The following is a 15,895-nucleotide window of genomic DNA, read 5'->3' as shown; positions in this document are numbered from 1 at the left end:
TAGGGGTGAAATGCGTGAAAGGATTATTCAAAGGGCTGGGCGTCACGATGAAGGCGCTGACTTCCAAAAAAGTCACCTATCCGTATCCCGATAAGCCTCTGGAATTGCCTGACCGGTTCCGCGGCATTCAATATTTCGATCCGGACAAGTGCATCGTCTGCAACATGTGCGCGCGCATCTGCCCGACGGATTGCATCACGCTCACCGGGAAGCCGAATCCGGATCCGGAGAAGAAGGGCAAGGTTATCGATACGTTTGACATCAATTTTGAAATTTGCATTTTATGCGATTTGTGCACCGAGGTGTGTCCGACGGAAGCGATTGTCATGACGAACAATTTCGAGCTGGCGGCGTACAGCCGCGACGATCTGTTCAAAAACATGGAATGGTTGAATGAGAACAACCAGAATATACGGCAGGAAAACAATTCAGCCATGCCAAAAGGAGGCGCCAGAAAAAATGTTTAACTTCTCCATCGAGTGGACGGGAGAAACGGTAGCCTTCTTCATACTTGCGATTTGTATCATTTCCGGATCGGTATTGATGCTTAATTTTACGAAGGTCGTTCATATGGTCGTATCGCTGGCCTTCGCCTTTCTCGGGCTGGCGGGCATCTTCGTTATACTGGAAGCCGAGTTCGTCGCCTTCGTCCAGGTGCTGGTCTACACGGGAGCTATCTCGATTCTGATGATCTTCGGCATCATGATGACCCGTCATGATCGGCAGGATGAAGAGGTGTCGCGCCCGTTAAGGGAGACGTTGGCCGCGCTTGGCTGTCTGGTCTTGTTCGGGGTCCTGTTCTTTACAATACGCGGCACCGATTTCCCCGCGCCTGAGCCGGCGGGCCTGACCCAGGACAATACGCTCCAACTCGGGAAGCAGATATTTACGGAGCATGTTATTCCGTTCGAGCTGCTGTCGGTGCTGCTGACCGTCGCATTCATCGGGGCCATCGTGCTCGCGAAGAAGGAGGCGGATTAAATGGGTAGCATGCTGGCTTCATATCTTACGCTGGCAGCCATTCTGTTCTGCATCGGACTCTACGGGGTGCTGACGAAGCGCAATGCCGTCATCGTGCTGCTGTCCATCGAGCTGATGCTGAATGCGGCCAATTTGAATTTGATTGCCTTTTCCAAGTACGGGGTCGTGCCGAATCTGAAGGGCCAGATCTTCTCGCTCTTCACGATCGCGATCGCCGCGGCGGAAGCGGCGGTCGGCGTCGCCATTCTAATCGCGTTGTATCGGAACCGCGGCACGGCCAACGTGGACGAATATAACGAATTGAAGAGATAACCGTAAGGAGGATACGACAATGGAATCCGTCTTGTCGCAATATGCATGGATGATCCCGGTCATTCCGCTGCTCGCGTTCCTCGTGCTGACGGCATTCGGCCGCCAGATGAAAGGTGCTGCCGTCATGCTCGGCGTCTTCAGCTCGTTCGCCGCATGCGCACTCTCCGTCCTCATCCTGTGGGAGCGGATGACAGGTGCGCCTGACGACTACACCCGCAGCTTCGAATGGTTCCGCATCGGCGACATCCGTCTCGAGTTCGGATTTGACATCACGAACCTGAATGCGCTGATGCTCGTGATTGTTACGCTGGTAAGCACGCTGGTCAATGTGTATTCCAAAGCCTATATGGAGGGCGACGAGCGGCAGACGGTGTTCTATGCATACATTGCTCTATTTACGAGTGCCATGCTGGGACTTGTCCTGTCGCCGAATCTCATTCAGCTCTATATATTCTGGGAGCTGGTCGGGGTCTGCTCCTTCCTGCTGATCGGCTTCTGGTATGAGCGGCCTGCGGCGCGCGCCGCCGCCAAAAAAGCCTTCATCGTCACTCGCATCGGCGATGTCGGGCTGCTGGTCGCGATTCTCATCCTGTTCTGGCATATGCCGAACCATGTGCTTGATTTTACGATGATTAGCAACGTATTCGCCAATGCCGATTCCATGGCGCAGAACGGCATTTCCACTGGCTTGGGCACCTGGATTGCAGCACTGATCTTCCTGGGAGCCATCGGCAAATCCGGCCAGTTCCCGCTGCATACGTGGCTGCCGGATGCGATGGAGGGACCGACGCCCATCTCTGCCCTGATCCACGCGGCGACGATGGTTGCGGCTGGCGTATATTTGGTCGCCCGGACCTTTGATATTTTCTCGGTCTCGCCGACGGCGATGATGATCGTCGCGGGCGTAGGCGGCTTCACCGCGATTTTCGCGGCATCGATTGCCGCTGCGCAGCGGGATATGAAGCGAATCTTGGCCTATTCCACCGTTAGTCAGCTTGGCTATATGATGATGGCGCTCGGACTCGGGGCGGTTACAGCCGGGATATTCCATCTGTTCACCCATGCCTTCTTCAAGGCGCTGCTGTTCCTCGGGGCTGGCAGTGTCATTCACGCCATACATACACAGGATATATTCCGCATGGGCGGATTGGGGAACCGGATGAAGGTGACCGCCTGGACCTTCGCCATCGGCGCCCTGGCGTTATCCGGCATTCCGCCGCTGTCCGGCTTCTGGTCCAAGGACGCCATACTGGCGGCTGCCTGGGAACAAAATATGCTGCTCTTCATCGTTGGAGCGGTCACCGTATTTATTACCGCCTTCTATATGGCGAGATTGTTCTTCCTGGTCTTCACCGGTTCGCCTGCCGCCGGTTCGGATGCGGAGAATGTCCGCGAATCTTCGGCTTCCATGACATTCCCGCTCGTCGTGCTGGCCGTGCTGGCTGCCGTCGCCGGCTTCGTTCATACTCCATTCAGCGGCGCGTTCGGCATGTGGCTGAACGGGGATGATCCGGGTTCCTCCGTCCATGCCGCCGCCATGATTATATCGGTGCTGGCGGGCGTGCTCGGCATCGGATGGGGCTATATGTGGTACGGGCCGCGCGGAAGCCGCCGTGGCGGTTCGCGGGAAGCGTCCAATCCGTTCTATCGGCTTGTGGCCAATAAGTATTATATCGACGAGCTATATCAACTGATCTTCGTTCGCTCGCTTGCCGGCCTCGGCCGCGTACTGCAGGCATTCGACAAATGGATTGTTGCCGGGATTGTCCGGATCGTCTCGGGAGCGGCGGTTGGCATCGGAAAGACGTCGACCCGTCTGCAGAACGGGCAGCTGCAGACGTACGGGCTGATGTCGCTATTCGGATTCGCTGCGCTCATCGTGTTCATCCTGGCGCTCGGAAGGAGGTTCTGGTAAATGGTAAACGGGCTTACATCACTGCCCTTGTTGACACTGCTGACCTTCTCTCCGCTATTGGGCGTACTGATTCTGCTGTTCGTTCCGAAGGGGCGCATGCGCGCGATTCAAATCATTGGCATCGCGGCGACCTTCCTGCCGCTCATTCTAGCGCTTACGGTGTACGGCATCTATGATCTGGTCGATAAGGGATCGTCACTAACCGAGCAATATGCCTGGATCTCTCTTCCGCTGAATCTGGAGATCGCCAGCGGCATTCAATCCTGGTCGTTCAACATCGATTATCATTTGGCGATTGACGGCCTATCGCTGCCGCTTGTCGTCATGACGACGATTGTGGCCTCGATGGCGGCCATCGCTTCATTGGGCATCAAAAAAAGATGGAAAACGTACTACATCCTCTTCCTCCTGCTCGAGGTCGGGATGATCGGCGTCTTCCTGGCGCGGGATCTGCTCCTGTTCTTCATGTTCTTCGAATGGACGCTGGTGCCGACCTTCTTCCTCATCGGCATATGGGGATTGATGCACCGGGAGAAGGCGGCGAACCGCTTCCTTGTCTATAACGGGCTCGGATCGGCCTTGCTGCTCGTGGCCTTCGTCATTCTGACGGTAACCGCGGGCTTCACGAACCATCCGGATTTCCCGGATGGCGGTCACTATATCTACAGCAGCAATCTGAATGTCATTATGGACAATCTGGGAAGCGCGTCGGCTTACGTCAATCAGGCGGACTATAGCGTCTTCTATCTAACTGCGGGAATGAAGACGACAGTGTTCGTGCTGCTGCTGATCGCCTTCGGCATCAAGCTGCCGTTCTTCCCGTTCCATACGTGGATGCTGCAGGTGCATGCCGAAGCTCCGGCTCCGGTCGTCATGCTTCACTCGGGTATTTTGCTGAAAATGGGGGCTTACGGGCTCGTCCAATTCGGGGCGGCGCTGCTGCCGCAGGAGACCGCTTCCTGGGCGACCGTCCTGGCCGTGCTCGGGGTAATCAATGTGCTGTACGGCGCGATATTGGCTTTCCGGCAGCGGGAGCTGCGACTGCTGCTGGCTTACTCCAGCATCAGTCATATGGGCTTCGTGCTGCTCGGCGTCGCGGCCATGAACGAGCTCGGCATCCAGGGCGCAGTCGTTCAGATGGTGTCGCACGGCTTCATCTCGGCCTTGTTCTTCCTGCTCCTCGGCAGTCTGAGCGAGCGAACGGGCACGACGCGCATCGGGGAACTGGGCGGCCTGGCGAAGAGCATGCCGTTCTTATGCGGGATTCTGCTCCTGGCCGGTCTGGCATCGCTTGGCCTGCCGGGGCTGTCCGGCTTCGTCGCCGAGCTGCTGACGCTGCTCGGGCTGTACGGCACTGCCTCATGGGCTGCGATACTCGGGGCGCTCGGGCTCATCTTCAGCGCCGCCTATGTGCTCCGCGGGGTGCTCGCCATCTCGTACGGACCGATGGATACGCGCTTCGAGGGGCTAAAGGATGCGCGGCTGGCGGAGGCAATCCCGATTATGGTACTGACCGCCTGCATTGTCCTTATCGGTCTGTTCCCGTCCTTCGTGATCGCCCCGATAGACAACAGTGTTGCGCATATTATCGAACTATTCAAGGTGAGGGGGTAGGCTCATGGATACGCCACATGTTCAACTGCTGCATTTGGCCGATCTCGCACTGCTGGCGCCTGAGCTTACGCTAGTCATTGCGGCTATTGTCATCTCGCTCATTGACCTGGCGCTTCCCCGCCGCATCCATCGCGACGTTATGGGCGTGCTCTCGCTGGTCGCCATCGCCGTGTCGCTTGGCTTCGTCCTGCTTAAGCTGTATCAGCGGGCGAAGCTGACGGCAGAAGCCGCGCAGGCAGTCCAACTGCTCGAGCACAGCTATCGCATCGACGGCTTCGCCCTGATCGTGAAGGCCATCATCCTGATTGGCGTCGGCTTCGTCATTATGATGAGCTTCGGCAATCTGCGCAAGGAAGAGCTGCCGAATCGCGGAGAGTATTATTATTTGCTCCTTCCGGCCGCCATCGGAGGCATGATGATGGCATCGTCCGGCGACCTGCTTACGCTCTATGTCGGCTTGGAGCTGCTCAGCATCACGTCGTATATTTTAGTGGCGATGAAAAAGAATGACAGCAAATCGACGGAGAGCGCGTTCAAGTATACAGTGCTCGGAAGCGTCGCTTCGGCCTTTATTTTATACGGGATGTCGTTCCTGTACGGAATCAGCGGAAGCATGGCATTCAATGGAATCGCCCATGCCTTGGCTGACCGGACCGCCGGGTTCGAGCCGCTCATTTATGTCAGCTTCATCCTGATGATTGTCGGCTTCGGCTTCAAAATCGCGGCGGCTCCGTTCCACGCCTGGGCCCCGGATGTGTATCAGGGGGCGCCAACGCCGATATCCGCCTTCCTGGGCGTCGTGTCCAAAGCGGCGACGCTGGCCGTCGTGTTCCGCATGTTCTACAGCATGTATCTCGGTCTAGGACAGGATATGGCCATCTATTCGGACCTGTCGACGATATTGCTGTCCATCGCAGCCTTGTCCATGATCGTCGGAACGACGATGGCGCTTCGCCAGGCCAACGTCAAGCGGCTGCTGGCCTTGTCCGGAATCGCGAACGCAGGCTATCTGCTCGTTCCGGTCAGTTTGAACTTGTTCGGACAGCATTTGCACGCGTCGAACTTCGCGGAATTCATCTATTATCTTATCGCCTATTTGTTGATGACCTTCGGAGCCTTTGCCGTTCATATGGTTGTCGAGCGGTCATCCGGGCATGATCATCTAAGCGGCTATGCGGGTCTCTACTACCGCTCGCCGTGGCTGGCCGTCGCGATGACGGTGATCGTCTTGTCGCTGGCCGGGATTCCGGTTACGGCGGGCTTCTTCGGGAAGCTGTTCATTATTCTCGGAGCGATTGCCTCACACACGCTCTGGATTGCCATTGTCATGATGGTCGCGAGCGTCGTCTCCTTCTATTTCTACTTCGGCTTCATCCGCCAGATGTATATGCGCGGAGGCAATGAGGAAGCGGTGCGCATACCATGGACGCAAGGACTCGTGATCATCGTCTGCGTGCTCGCGATTGTCGGACTCGGGGCATTCCCGAACCCGGTCATCCATGCGCTAAGCCGGGTATTCTCCATCGGTGCCGATTTGCTGGTGAGATAAAAAATGAGTCATTTGGGCTCCTGAACCTGGGCACCAGGTTCAGGGGCTTTTCTGTTTTTATCGGGAAGTCGGCGAAGAGAGGGCGCCTTTTTTTTGCATAAAATAAATATGATGGCATCATCGGATTTCATGCCCCAGATCCTTTGAAAATGGGCGCTGGCGGCTGATTGCAGATCTCCTGGGGGCAGACTTTTCAGCCCGTCATTGGAGAATTTGTCGATGATAGGTCCATGGAACTATATTGCCTGTAAATAAAGGATTGTCCATTTCTTGCGACGAATCTTATATATCTTACGACGCCTTGTGCAGTCATTCGGCATCCCGTACAATAGCAATGGGCTCCATGGCGAATGACAACACTGACAGGAAGGGTCTGTCAACAAGCAAGGTTTACCGATTGACAGCAGGGTGACGGTCTGGTTTAATCATCCTCTGAATGATGCACGGCATCCGTGCATAACCTGAATGATTGGAATGGGATGAAAGTTATGAAGACACGATGGCGAACAGCCGTCGGATCGATGTTGGTTGCAGCCCTAGCCTTGCTTGTCCTGGTGAACTCCTTGACTCCGCTGCAGGCAGAGATTCATAATCTGCGGCCGGTCGACCGGGCGGGGAAGGACGGCACTCTTCTCTCCTTAAGCGAGATGCGGCGGGAAAGCGTCGCGAATGAAGAGGCAGCCGACTCCTGGATTGTAAAATGGAAACATGGACATTATGATGAACGGCTGCTGGCGAACAGCGACATCGTGAGTGAGCAGCAGGCGGTCAATATTTCGATCGTCAAGCCGCATCAGGCGGACGCCGCCGGGGAGTGGCTGGAGACGCTGAGACAGTCTGAGCATGTTGAATATGTTCAACCGAATCAGTCTGTCAGGACGCTGAACGCGGGCGTTAAGCCCAATGATCCGCTCTATTCCCAGCAGAGCTATTTGCGGCAGATTGGGGCGGATAAGGCCTGGGCGCAGGCCAAGGGCAACTCGAACATTACGATCGCGCTGGTGGATACCGGAGTGGACCTGAATCACCCTGATCTGAAGAATAATCTCGTCAAAGGCACGAACCTGCTGGAGGCAGGCCTGCCTATGGATGATAATGGCCACGGCACCAGCGTAGCAGGCGTGCTTGCCTCCGTGGGGAATAACGGGAAGGGTACCACGGGGGTGCTGTGGAACGCGAAGATTATGCCGATTAAGGCATTGGATGCCCAAGGCTACGGGGATGAAGACAAATTAGGTGCAGGCATACTGTACGCTGTCGATCACGGAGCCAAAATTGTAGTCATGTCAGTAGGACTGTATCGTTATTCCAAATATATGGAAGATATCGTGAATTACGCCGAGAAAAAAGGCGTCCTGCTCGTCGCGGCCACGGGCAATGACGGCTTGCGGTACCAGGAGAAGGTGGAGGTCAAATATCCGGCAGCCTATCCGACTGTGCTCGCTGTCGGAGGAAGCTCGCCCGATCTGCTGGTAGAGCCGCGGTCGAACACGGGGCCGGAGGTCGATCTGGTCGCGCCGTGGCATGTCTATACGACAGCGCTCGGCGGCGGCTACAAGGCGGAAGAAGGAACATCAATGTCTGCGCCGCAAGCGGCCGGGGCGGCCGCCCTGCTGTGGAGCAAATATCCCGGACTAAAGCCATATCAGATTCGGGAGCATCTTCGCCGCACCGCGCAGAATATCGAATCGCCAGGCTGGGATCGGCAGACCGGATACGGATTGCTCCGCATCGACGAGGCGCTTCGCATCCCTTACGATGAACAAGCCTTCGGCACGAATACGACTCGCGGCAGCGCGCGCGTGTTCCCTATCGACACGTCGCTCAGCGGTGTATTTGCCCCGAATCAGCGAACGCAATGGTTCGCGGTCGATGCCCCTTATGAAGGGACGCTTCAGCTCTCGCTGGAACGGATCCAAGGGAAGGGCACTGTCCAGGCGACGCATTATGTCGGGAAGCAGAGCGCAGGCAAGACGTACAGCGACGCGGGCGGCAAGAAGACTCCTATTCCGGTGAAGCAGGGCCTGAATATAATCCGTCTTCAGCATCAAGGCTATGAAGGGAAAGAATTGCTGTCCTATAAGCTGTCTTCCCGGTTCTTTATTTACGAGGATCCGTTCGAATCCAATGACCTGCAGTACCAGGCCTACACGATTCCGGCCCGGACGCAGGATATTGTCGGTACATTCGGCCATACGGGCGATGTCGACTGGTATATGATTCAGTTACCGCGCAAAGGCACGCTGCGCCTGAAGGTCAGCGTGGATACGGTGCGGATCGATCCGGCGCTGGAGGTGCGCGGCTCGCATATTCGCACGCAGTGGATCGACGAAGAGAAGGAGGGACGGTCGGAATCGGCCGTGCTGACCGATCTTCCCGCGGGGAAATATTATATTCAAGTGCAGAATGTCGTCACGGCGCATCCGGAACCGGTCGCAGGCGAGTATAAGCTGCATGTGGAATATATCACGCAATACACCGATCCGAATGAACCGAACGACAAGATGTATGAAGCGGTCACGATGAGCGAAGGCACCGAATATGTCGGCGTATTCGACAAGGACAGCGATGTGGACTGGTTCCAGTTCACGGTCAAGAGTCCGGTCTATGGCAAGGTGGCATTGAAGAACCTCCCGTCCGACCGGAATGTCAGTATGACCGTGATGACGAAGGAGCAGAAGAAGATCGCCAGCGCGCAAAGCGGCGCTAAGCTGGAGCAGATATTGGCGGGCGCTGTCCTGGAGCCGGGAACGTATTATGTCCGCCTGACGACGGACAAGAAGTTCGATACGAAATATTACCGGTTGTCCTTCAGCACCGAGCCGTTGATTGAAGGCTTCCGCGATATCGGCGGCCACTGGGCTCAGAAAGCGATTGTGGAGGCTGTCCGTTCCAAGTGGATCTCGGGCTATGACGAGGCGCTGTTCCGTCCGAACCGGCAGATTACCCGGGCCGAAGCGGCGGCCGTATTGGCCAAAGCCTTCGAGTTGGGCGGAAGCATCCAGGGAGCTCCAACCTTCACGGATGTTCCGGCGAAGCATTGGGCTTACGCCGATGTCTCCCGGGTCGCGAAGGCCGGAATCACTGGCGGAATCGGCAACGGCCGCTTCGGTCCGGGTCTGCCGGTCAAGCGGGCGGAGATGGCCGTCATGATGGGTAAGGCGCTCGGAATTAAGCCGGAGCGCCCGGCGGAGGCTCCGTTCCGCGACGTGCCCGTGAACCATTGGGCCGCTCCGATGCTGGCTGCTATGAAGGAGCAGGGCCTCATCCAGGGGATGGACGGGGACATTTTCGCTCCGGATCGGCAGGCGACGCGTGCGGAGTTCGTGTCGATGCTCGTCGCGCTGCGGTAACGACTTTTTGCACAACCTCTATATTAGGAGGATCGGTTATGGACAATTCGTGGTCGAACATATCGGCAGCTGTCGGTTGGGGCGGAGTGGTGAACATGCTCGTCACGCTGCTGTGCATCGGCGTCGCCTGGTGGTCGCTGCAGCATGTCAAGCTCGATCTGTTCATCCGCCATCCGCAGAGCCCGCAGGGCAAAATGCTGCACTTGCTCCTGGCGATTATCGTCGGGCGCGCAGTGGCGGGATTCTTCATCGATTACTGGGGCTGGACGCAGTCCGTACGGTATCTGTTTGGAGCGTAGCGATTGTGGGTAAGAGGAAATGAAAAACATTCACCGCAAGCCGGCAGCCGTCCTGCCGCTGCCCTGCCGTTGGCAGAGTGTGGGGGACGGCAGGCTGGATTCGGTGCTTGTCGAATAACATCGAATAAAGATGTCAACAATGGGAGTAGCCCCAAGTAAATTGTGGCAGGGTATGTCGAAAAATATCGCTTGTCGGGCCCGTTAGGCGGTGGTATGATGAGGGTTGGGCAAGAGAGAGACCTACCATCTTGTACAGTGATGTGAGGATGGGGCGAAAAAAGGCGCGGAGGGAAACATGATGAGCAAATTTATCGTCCGCGGAGGCAAGCGATTGACGGGAACCGTCCGCGTAAGCGGCGCAAAGAATTCTGTGTTGCCGATCATCGCTGCTTCGTTATTGGGAGAGCATGGCGTAAGTGTAATATGTGACGCGCCTCCACTCGACGATGTCAAGACGATACACCATGTGTTGGAGAAGCTGGGAGCCAACCTTACATATTCCAATGAAACCATTCGCGTAAACGCAGAGCATCTTCACTCGTATGAAGCTCCGTATGAGCTGGTGCGCAAGATGCGGGCGTCGTTCCTCGTGATGGGCCCATTGCTGGCCCGCGCAGGTCAGGCACGGATCTCCTTGCCTGGTGGCTGTGCGATTGGAACGCGGCCTATCGATCAGCATCTGAAGGGCTTTGAAGCGATGGGTGCGCAGATTGGATTGGGTCAGGGCTACATTGAAGCGAAAGTGAACGGCCGACTGAAGGGCGCCAAGATCTATTTGGACGTGGCGAGTGTCGGCGCGACTGAAAATATTATGATGGCTGCAACGCTAGCCGAAGGCACGACGACGATTGAGAATGCGGCCCGCGAGCCGGAAATCGTCGATTTGGCCAACTATTTGAACAAGATGGGCGCCAAGGTGCGGGGCGCGGGCACCGGAGTTATTCGCATCGAAGGTGTAGAGCAGTTGCACGGGGCTGAGCATACGGTCATCCCGGATCGGGTTGAAGCAGGCACCTATATGGTGGCCGCGGCGATGACCGGCGGGGACGTGTACGTTGAGGGAGCCATTGCAGATCATCTCGGTCCAGTCATTGCAAAGATGGAAGAGATGGGCGTACAGATCGAACCGGACGAGAATGGAATCCGGGTTCGGGCCGATCGGCCGCTCAAGGCTGTAGACGTGAAGACGCTGCCTTATCCGGGCTTCCCTACGGATATGCAGTCGCAGATAATGGCGCTTCTGCTCGTGGCGGAAGGCACCTCTGTCGTCACGGAGACGGTATTTGAGAACCGCTTTATGCATGTCGATGAGTTCAGTCTGATGTCAGCGAACATTAAGGTCGACGGACGCACCGCCGTCGTCACGGGAGGCGCCAAGCTCGTCGGAGCGAAGGTATGCGCGACAGACCTGCGCGCAGGCGCGGCTTTAATCTGTGCCGGACTCGTGGCGGAAGGAACGACCGAGGTGAGCGGGGTGCAGCATATCGACCGCGGCTATGTCAATATCGCGGAGAAGCTGTCCGCGCTTGGAGCCGATATTTATCGCGTCTCGATCGAGGAGCAACCGCAGGAAGTGAAGGAAGAACAGGAGATTCCGCTGTTCAGCGTTCAGCCAACCTGGGCGTAGCAAGATTTCCTCATCGCACTTCTTGCACCATAGCTTGAATAGAGGATATGGGCTGGATTCGCCCTGGCGCAGATTCGGATGCGGCGGAATCAGTCTTCAAGAGGGGCTGTCCCATGAGTAGTTTTTTAGCTACAGTGAGATAGCCCTCCTTTTTTTCTCATAGCTCGATTTGCCGATAAAACTGCGAAAATGCAGCTTTTCCTGGTGACGTTTACTCTGGTAACTGAAATTCCTGCAAAACGGCATGAATTTCAGCCACGCCAATGGCTTGAAAGCAGAAATTGGCGAAAAGGATGTACTTTTGCAGGAATTCCGTCTGATAGCGGCTGAAATTTTGTAAATTGCTGTATAAACGCAGGATTTCGCCGCCTCATCCATTTACCGCCGCTTTCCCCGCTGCGTCTTTCCCATCTTCTTTCCCATCTTCTTCTTTTCGGTCTTTTCCCCCGTCTCCACACTCTCTGTCGTCCCGTCTTGCCCTTGCGGCCGTATTCAAATGAATATGGGACAGTTCCTTTCTGTGTTTATGCGCTTCTTCCTCATTTCCCCTCACAATCTTCCGGTCACCGCCATGGCGATTATCCACCATCCGGCGGTACAACCGATCGTCACAAGCAGCGTCGTGATGAATTTAGCTAGGACGGGAAGCTGCGTCCGGAAGAGGGCGAAGTTCGTTATCATCCCTATTGCGCCAAGGGCGCCGCCGACTGCTCCGCCGAAGGCGATAACCGCAAGCGGCAAAGCACACCATACCTTGACATACCATGGCAAGGGCTTAGCTAATTCAATAACGCTTCCGTCTACGACCAGCTTCGGGAGATCCCCGATGAAGCTGTTCTTCCATGTCGCGATCACTTCTTTTCCGTCATTTCTCCGGAGCGTCATCCGCCCCTTTTTGCCGACGGGCACCGGCTGTCGGTCGATGAACAGCCGGTACTTGCCCAAGCCGTTGGCCTTTACTTCCAATTCCTGTCCTTCAAAGCCGTCCAATGAAATCGATATCTTCATTGCTTCTCCATCTCCTTCTCCATTTGATCCTCCTGCAAGCTCTGTTCAAAAAGTCGGCTGTGATTAGCGAAGAAGCGGGACAGAAGATGCGGTAGCGAATGGTGCGCTCCCTTTCCAATCTGGTGCGGGCACCTTCGATTTCTTGAGCAGGCTGCCGTACATAATATCGACCGCTGCCAATCAAAAATGAATACGAGAAAACGGAAAATACGATAGATACGGATAGCCTGTAACCGATATCGTTCCACGGCCAGACTGCGAAGAGAGCTTGTCAGATTCCGGTTCTTTCGTCTCTCAAAAAAGCATAGGATGGAAGTAGATTACCCCCTTCCCTCTACACCGGGTTCATAGACAGAGGGAGTCATTGGGTGGATAAGGAGGAGAATCGATGACGATGCTGCCGACACGGATGTCTGCCAAGCGGTGGAAGGGGGGTTCCGGGGCAAGGCGATCGTCCCGGAGGAACGACTTGCTGGGACGAGTCGTCCTCTGGGCGGCAGGTCTGGTGGCGCTAGCGGTGCTGCTGCCGCTCGGGCTGGTAGACCGGCTGGCGGATCGGCCACCAGCTGCGGAGACCGGTCCCGGCCCGGCACCGGCGCCGCCCATGACGGGCACGCCCGAGGGCGGGACGGAAGTGCGCGTCTATCTAGCGAGTGCCCACAAGATAGAGAGCGTCCCGCTGGAGCAATACGCGCGCGGCGTCCTGGCGGCGGAGATGCCGGCCGACTTCGAGCTGGAGGCGCTGAAGGCGCAGGCGATCGCTGCCCGCACGTATATCGTGCGCCGCCTTCGGACAGGCGACACCGCCGGCATCTCTGAAGGGGCTGACGTGACGGATACCGTCGCCCATCAGGTGTATATCCCGCTGGCTGAGCTGGCGAAGCGGCCGGAGGGCATGATCGCGAGACTCAACCGGGCTGTCAATGAGACGCGGGATCAAGTGATTACCTATCAAGGTGAGCCGATTATGGCCGCCTTCTTCTCGACGAGCAACGGCTATACCGAGAATGCCGAGGATTATTGGAAGAATCCAGTGCCCTATTTGAAGAGTGTGCCCAGCCCTTGGGATCAGGCCGAATCTCCCAGGTACGCCGTGACGGTGGATCTGGCGCTGAACGAGGTCCTGGAAAAGCTCGGGCTGACTCCAGCGGCGGTACCGGGTCTCGCCCAAGCCTCGCGGCAGGGCGGGGGCGGAGCTGGAAGCGCGTCCTCGGGCACAGTGGCTGGGGACGGGCTGGCGGAGGATGTGCGCATCCTCTCTCGCACCGCGGGGAAGCGGGTGGGTGAGGTTCAATTCGGATCGATGCGCTTCAGCGGCCGGGATATGCGGGAGAAGTTGAATCTGCGTTCGAGCGCGTTCAATTGGGAGCGGGACGGTGACAAGCTGCGCATCACGACATACGGCTACGGCCATGGCGTCGGCATGAGCCAGTATGGGGCGCAGGGCATGGCGAAGCAGGGAGCTGCGGCAGAGCGGATATTGACCTACTATTATACAGGGGTGCAGTTGGACAAAGCTTCGAAGTTATTAACCGCGGCCGGCCGGCCATCCTCGTAAGAGAACTATGAATCTAAAAAATTAGCAAACTTGGACGTATAAAAGGGATAGCCCCGGTAACAATGGTTACTGAGGTGATCACAAATGAGTGAACAAAACCAAAACAACTCGAAAAACAAATCCACAACCAGTTCATCGGCTAACAATGCAGCGAACACGCCGGAAGCTCCCAAACCTATCTCGGGAGCGCAGGTGGTTCACACTTCCACATGGAGAAAGCTGTTGTCCAAGCGATGGGTCTTTCCTGCTTTGTACATGGCCGCAGCAGCAATCATCCTAACGTTAGTGTGGGTCTACCAGGATATGAACCGGCCGCTCGACCCGAACGCGGAGACGGCGCAGGTCGATCAGACGGTGGTAGATTCCGGAGCACAGGCGGAGGGAACGGTCAACGAAGAGGCGGTCGAAGTGGTCGCATCCAACGAGACATTGGGATGGCCGGTCAAAGACGCACAGGAAGTAGACGTCGTCATGTCCTACTATGATGAGACGGCCAGCAAGGAAGAGCAAGCGGCGGCGGTGATAGAGTTCGAACAGACCTTCACTCCGAATGTAGGAATCGACCTGGCCCGCAAAGATCAGAAAGCGTTCGACGTCCTGTCTGCGATGAGCGGTAAAGTTATCCGCGCGGAGCAGCACCCGAAAAACGGCTTCGTCGTGGAAGTGGATCATGGCGGCGGAATGAAGACAGTCTATCAAAGTCTGGCGGATGTCAAAGTCGCAAAAGGCGATACGGTCAAGAAGGGCGACACGCTTGGAACGGCCGGACGGAGTGAGCTTGAGAAAGCATTGGGCGTGCACGTGCATTTTGAAGTGTACGACAATAACAAGCCGGTTAATCCGACGAGTCTGCTGGCGAAAAACTAATCTTCTCCATTCTCCGGAAGAGGCGGAAGCGAACATGCTTCCGCCTCTTGCCGTTCCAGGGGATGGAGCGGGACAGCCTGGATTAAATTTTTTTCAGATGGTTCTATTCCCGTGGACAGGCTTCCGGCGATCGCTTCCTCACGGTATTTGGCTCCGAATTTTTCCGCATGGCGGCGCCATTTTTGGACAGGACAAGTGTTGAGGTTCCACCCCCGTCTCCCGGGGCTCTCCTCCCCGTCTTGTCAAATTAATCGGTTAAGCCAGGCTTGTCAGGCGGTCCAACAACGCATAAGTGTGCGGCCTACTCATATAATGTACCAATTAAACCGAGTAGAGGGAGGCGGGAACGTGCACGATTACATCAAGGAACGGACCATAAAAATCGGCCGCTGCATCGTCGAGACCAAGCATACGGTTCGCACTATCGCCAAAGAGTTCGGCGTATCCAAGAGCACGGTACACAAAGATCTGACCGAACGGCTGCCCGAGATTAATCCCGATTTGGCGGACCAGGTGAAGCACATTCTCGAGTACCATAAATCTGTGCGCCATCTGCGGGGAGGGGAAGCGACCAAGATCAAATACAAGAAATCGAGCTCAAAAAAACGTGAAGTGATGACGGCAGGGAAGTCCTGACCGGCAGTTCCGAACATGCGAATCGCCGCCGGATCGAATCGCCTCCTGGCTTTGTTCCGAATAAGACAGATCCTCCTTCATTCTTTCATTGAATCCAGCGCTGTTAGTATGATATGGTAAACGATGAGTGAATATTATGCAGGAATCGGTCGGATTTCATCGAAAATCAGTTGAAA

General features: G+C 56.3%; 13 protein-coding genes. 12 read left to right on the top strand and 1 reads right to left on the bottom strand.

The genetic code is table 11. The features are described from left to right. Nucleotides 1–14 precede the first annotated feature (14 nt). From nuoI to murA, 9 genes are all read left to right on the top strand, one after another. Nucleotides 15–467, top strand: a complete 453-nt coding sequence (gene nuoI / locus DQX05_RS08550; RefSeq protein WP_119792659.1) for an NADH-quinone oxidoreductase subunit NuoI — start codon at nt 15–17, stop codon at nt 465–467. Beyond that, entirely contained in the window at nt 460–981 is a 522-nt protein-coding gene (locus tag DQX05_RS08545; RefSeq protein WP_119792657.1) for an NADH-quinone oxidoreductase subunit J, read from the top strand. Before nuoI ends, DQX05_RS08545 begins: the two co-directional genes overlap by 8 nt. Next, nucleotides 982–1,293: an NADH-quinone oxidoreductase subunit NuoK gene (gene nuoK, locus DQX05_RS08540; RefSeq protein WP_087444363.1), complete on the top strand. Its 312-nt coding sequence runs from the start codon at nt 982–984 to the stop codon at nt 1,291–1,293. 19 nt (nt 1,294–1,312) lie between these two features. Continuing rightward, on the top strand, nt 1,313–3,208 hold the full coding sequence (nuoL, locus tag DQX05_RS08535) for an NADH-quinone oxidoreductase subunit L (protein ID WP_119792655.1): 1,896 nt from the start codon (nt 1,313–1,315) through the stop codon (nt 3,206–3,208). Next, entirely contained in the window at nt 3,209–4,822 is a 1,614-nt protein-coding gene (locus DQX05_RS08530; RefSeq protein WP_119792653.1) for a complex I subunit 4 family protein, read from the top strand. It begins immediately after the preceding gene. 4 nt (nt 4,823–4,826) lie between these two features. Further along, entirely contained in the window at nt 4,827–6,371 is a 1,545-nt protein-coding gene (locus DQX05_RS08525) for an NADH-quinone oxidoreductase subunit N (RefSeq protein ID WP_119792652.1), read from the top strand. 488 nt (nt 6,372–6,859) lie between these two features. Next, on the top strand, nt 6,860–9,724 hold the full coding sequence (locus tag DQX05_RS08520; RefSeq protein ID WP_119792650.1) for a S8 family serine peptidase: 2,865 nt from the start codon (nt 6,860–6,862) through the stop codon (nt 9,722–9,724). A gap of 38 nt (nt 9,725–9,762) precedes the next feature. Further along, nucleotides 9,763–10,023 carry a DUF1146 family protein gene (locus tag DQX05_RS08515; RefSeq protein WP_006680135.1) on the top strand — a complete coding sequence of 87 codons (261 nt, stop codon included), beginning with the start codon at nt 9,763–9,765 and terminating at the stop codon, nt 10,021–10,023. Nucleotides 10,024–10,321: 298 nt separating this feature from the next. Beyond that, on the top strand, nt 10,322–11,650 hold the full coding sequence (gene murA, locus DQX05_RS08510) for a UDP-N-acetylglucosamine 1-carboxyvinyltransferase (protein ID WP_182914685.1): 1,329 nt from the start codon (nt 10,322–10,324) through the stop codon (nt 11,648–11,650). A gap of 549 nt (nt 11,651–12,199) precedes the next feature. On the opposite strand, the gene DQX05_RS08500 is transcribed toward murA, so the two are convergent. Continuing rightward, on the bottom strand, nt 12,200–12,658 hold the full coding sequence (locus tag DQX05_RS08500) for a hypothetical protein (RefSeq protein ID WP_119792644.1): 459 nt from the start codon (nt 12,656–12,658) through the stop codon (nt 12,200–12,202). Between the two features lie 388 nt (nt 12,659–13,046). On the opposite strand from DQX05_RS08500, the gene spoIID reads away from it, so the two are divergent. The 3 genes from spoIID to spoIIID all read left to right on the top strand — a co-directional run bounded on the left by spoIID (nt 13,047) and on the right by spoIIID (nt 15,719). Then, nucleotides 13,047–14,216 (top strand): stage II sporulation protein D, encoded by a 1,170-nt coding sequence (gene spoIID / locus DQX05_RS08495; protein ID WP_119792642.1) that lies wholly within the window; start codon nt 13,047–13,049, stop codon nt 14,214–14,216. An 84-nt stretch (nt 14,217–14,300) separates the two neighbouring features. Beyond that, a complete protein-coding gene (locus DQX05_RS08490; RefSeq protein ID WP_119792640.1) occupies nt 14,301–15,083 on the top strand; it encodes a M23 family metallopeptidase in 783 nt (260 codons plus the stop codon). 348 nt (nt 15,084–15,431) lie between these two features. After that, complete coding sequence (gene spoIIID / locus DQX05_RS08485; protein WP_006674820.1) at nt 15,432–15,719, top strand: sporulation transcriptional regulator SpoIIID; 288 nt, start codon at nt 15,432–15,434, stop codon at nt 15,717–15,719. Nucleotides 15,720–15,895 lie beyond the last annotated feature (176 nt).

This window comes from Paenibacillus thiaminolyticus (assembly GCF_003591545.1).
In the GTDB taxonomy this organism is placed as follows: domain Bacteria; phylum Bacillota; class Bacilli; order Paenibacillales; family Paenibacillaceae; genus Paenibacillus_B; species Paenibacillus_B thiaminolyticus_A.
Note: the sequence above shows the minus strand (reverse complement) of the source record. Positions and strands in the feature narration are given on the sequence as shown.

Bases quoted from the DNA above. Each gene is read 5' to 3' on its own strand.
- DQX05_RS08530 (WP_119792653.1), top strand. From the start codon at position 3,209: ATGGTAAACGGGCTTACATCACTGCCCTTGTTGACACTGCTGACCTTC.
- murA (WP_182914685.1), top strand. From the start codon at position 10,322: ATGAGCAAATTTATCGTCCGCGGAGGCAAGCGATTGACGGGAACCGTC.
- DQX05_RS08545 (WP_119792657.1), top strand. From the start codon at position 460: ATGTTTAACTTCTCCATCGAGTGGACGGGAGAAACGGTAGCCTTCTTC.
- DQX05_RS08490 (WP_119792640.1), top strand. From the start codon at position 14,301: ATGAGTGAACAAAACCAAAACAACTCGAAAAACAAATCCACAACCAGT.
- nuoK (WP_087444363.1), top strand. From the start codon at position 982: ATGGGTAGCATGCTGGCTTCATATCTTACGCTGGCAGCCATTCTGTTC.
- nuoL (WP_119792655.1), top strand. From the start codon at position 1,313: ATGGAATCCGTCTTGTCGCAATATGCATGGATGATCCCGGTCATTCCG.
- DQX05_RS08525 (WP_119792652.1), top strand. From the start codon at position 4,827: ATGGATACGCCACATGTTCAACTGCTGCATTTGGCCGATCTCGCACTG.
- DQX05_RS08515 (WP_006680135.1), top strand. From the start codon at position 9,763: ATGGACAATTCGTGGTCGAACATATCGGCAGCTGTCGGTTGGGGCGGA.
- DQX05_RS08520 (WP_119792650.1), top strand. From the start codon at position 6,860: ATGAAGACACGATGGCGAACAGCCGTCGGATCGATGTTGGTTGCAGCC.
- spoIID (WP_119792642.1), top strand. From the start codon at position 13,047: ATGACGATGCTGCCGACACGGATGTCTGCCAAGCGGTGGAAGGGGGGT.
- DQX05_RS08500 (WP_119792644.1), bottom strand. From the start codon at position 12,658: ATGAAGATATCGATTTCATTGGACGGCTTTGAAGGACAGGAATTGGAA.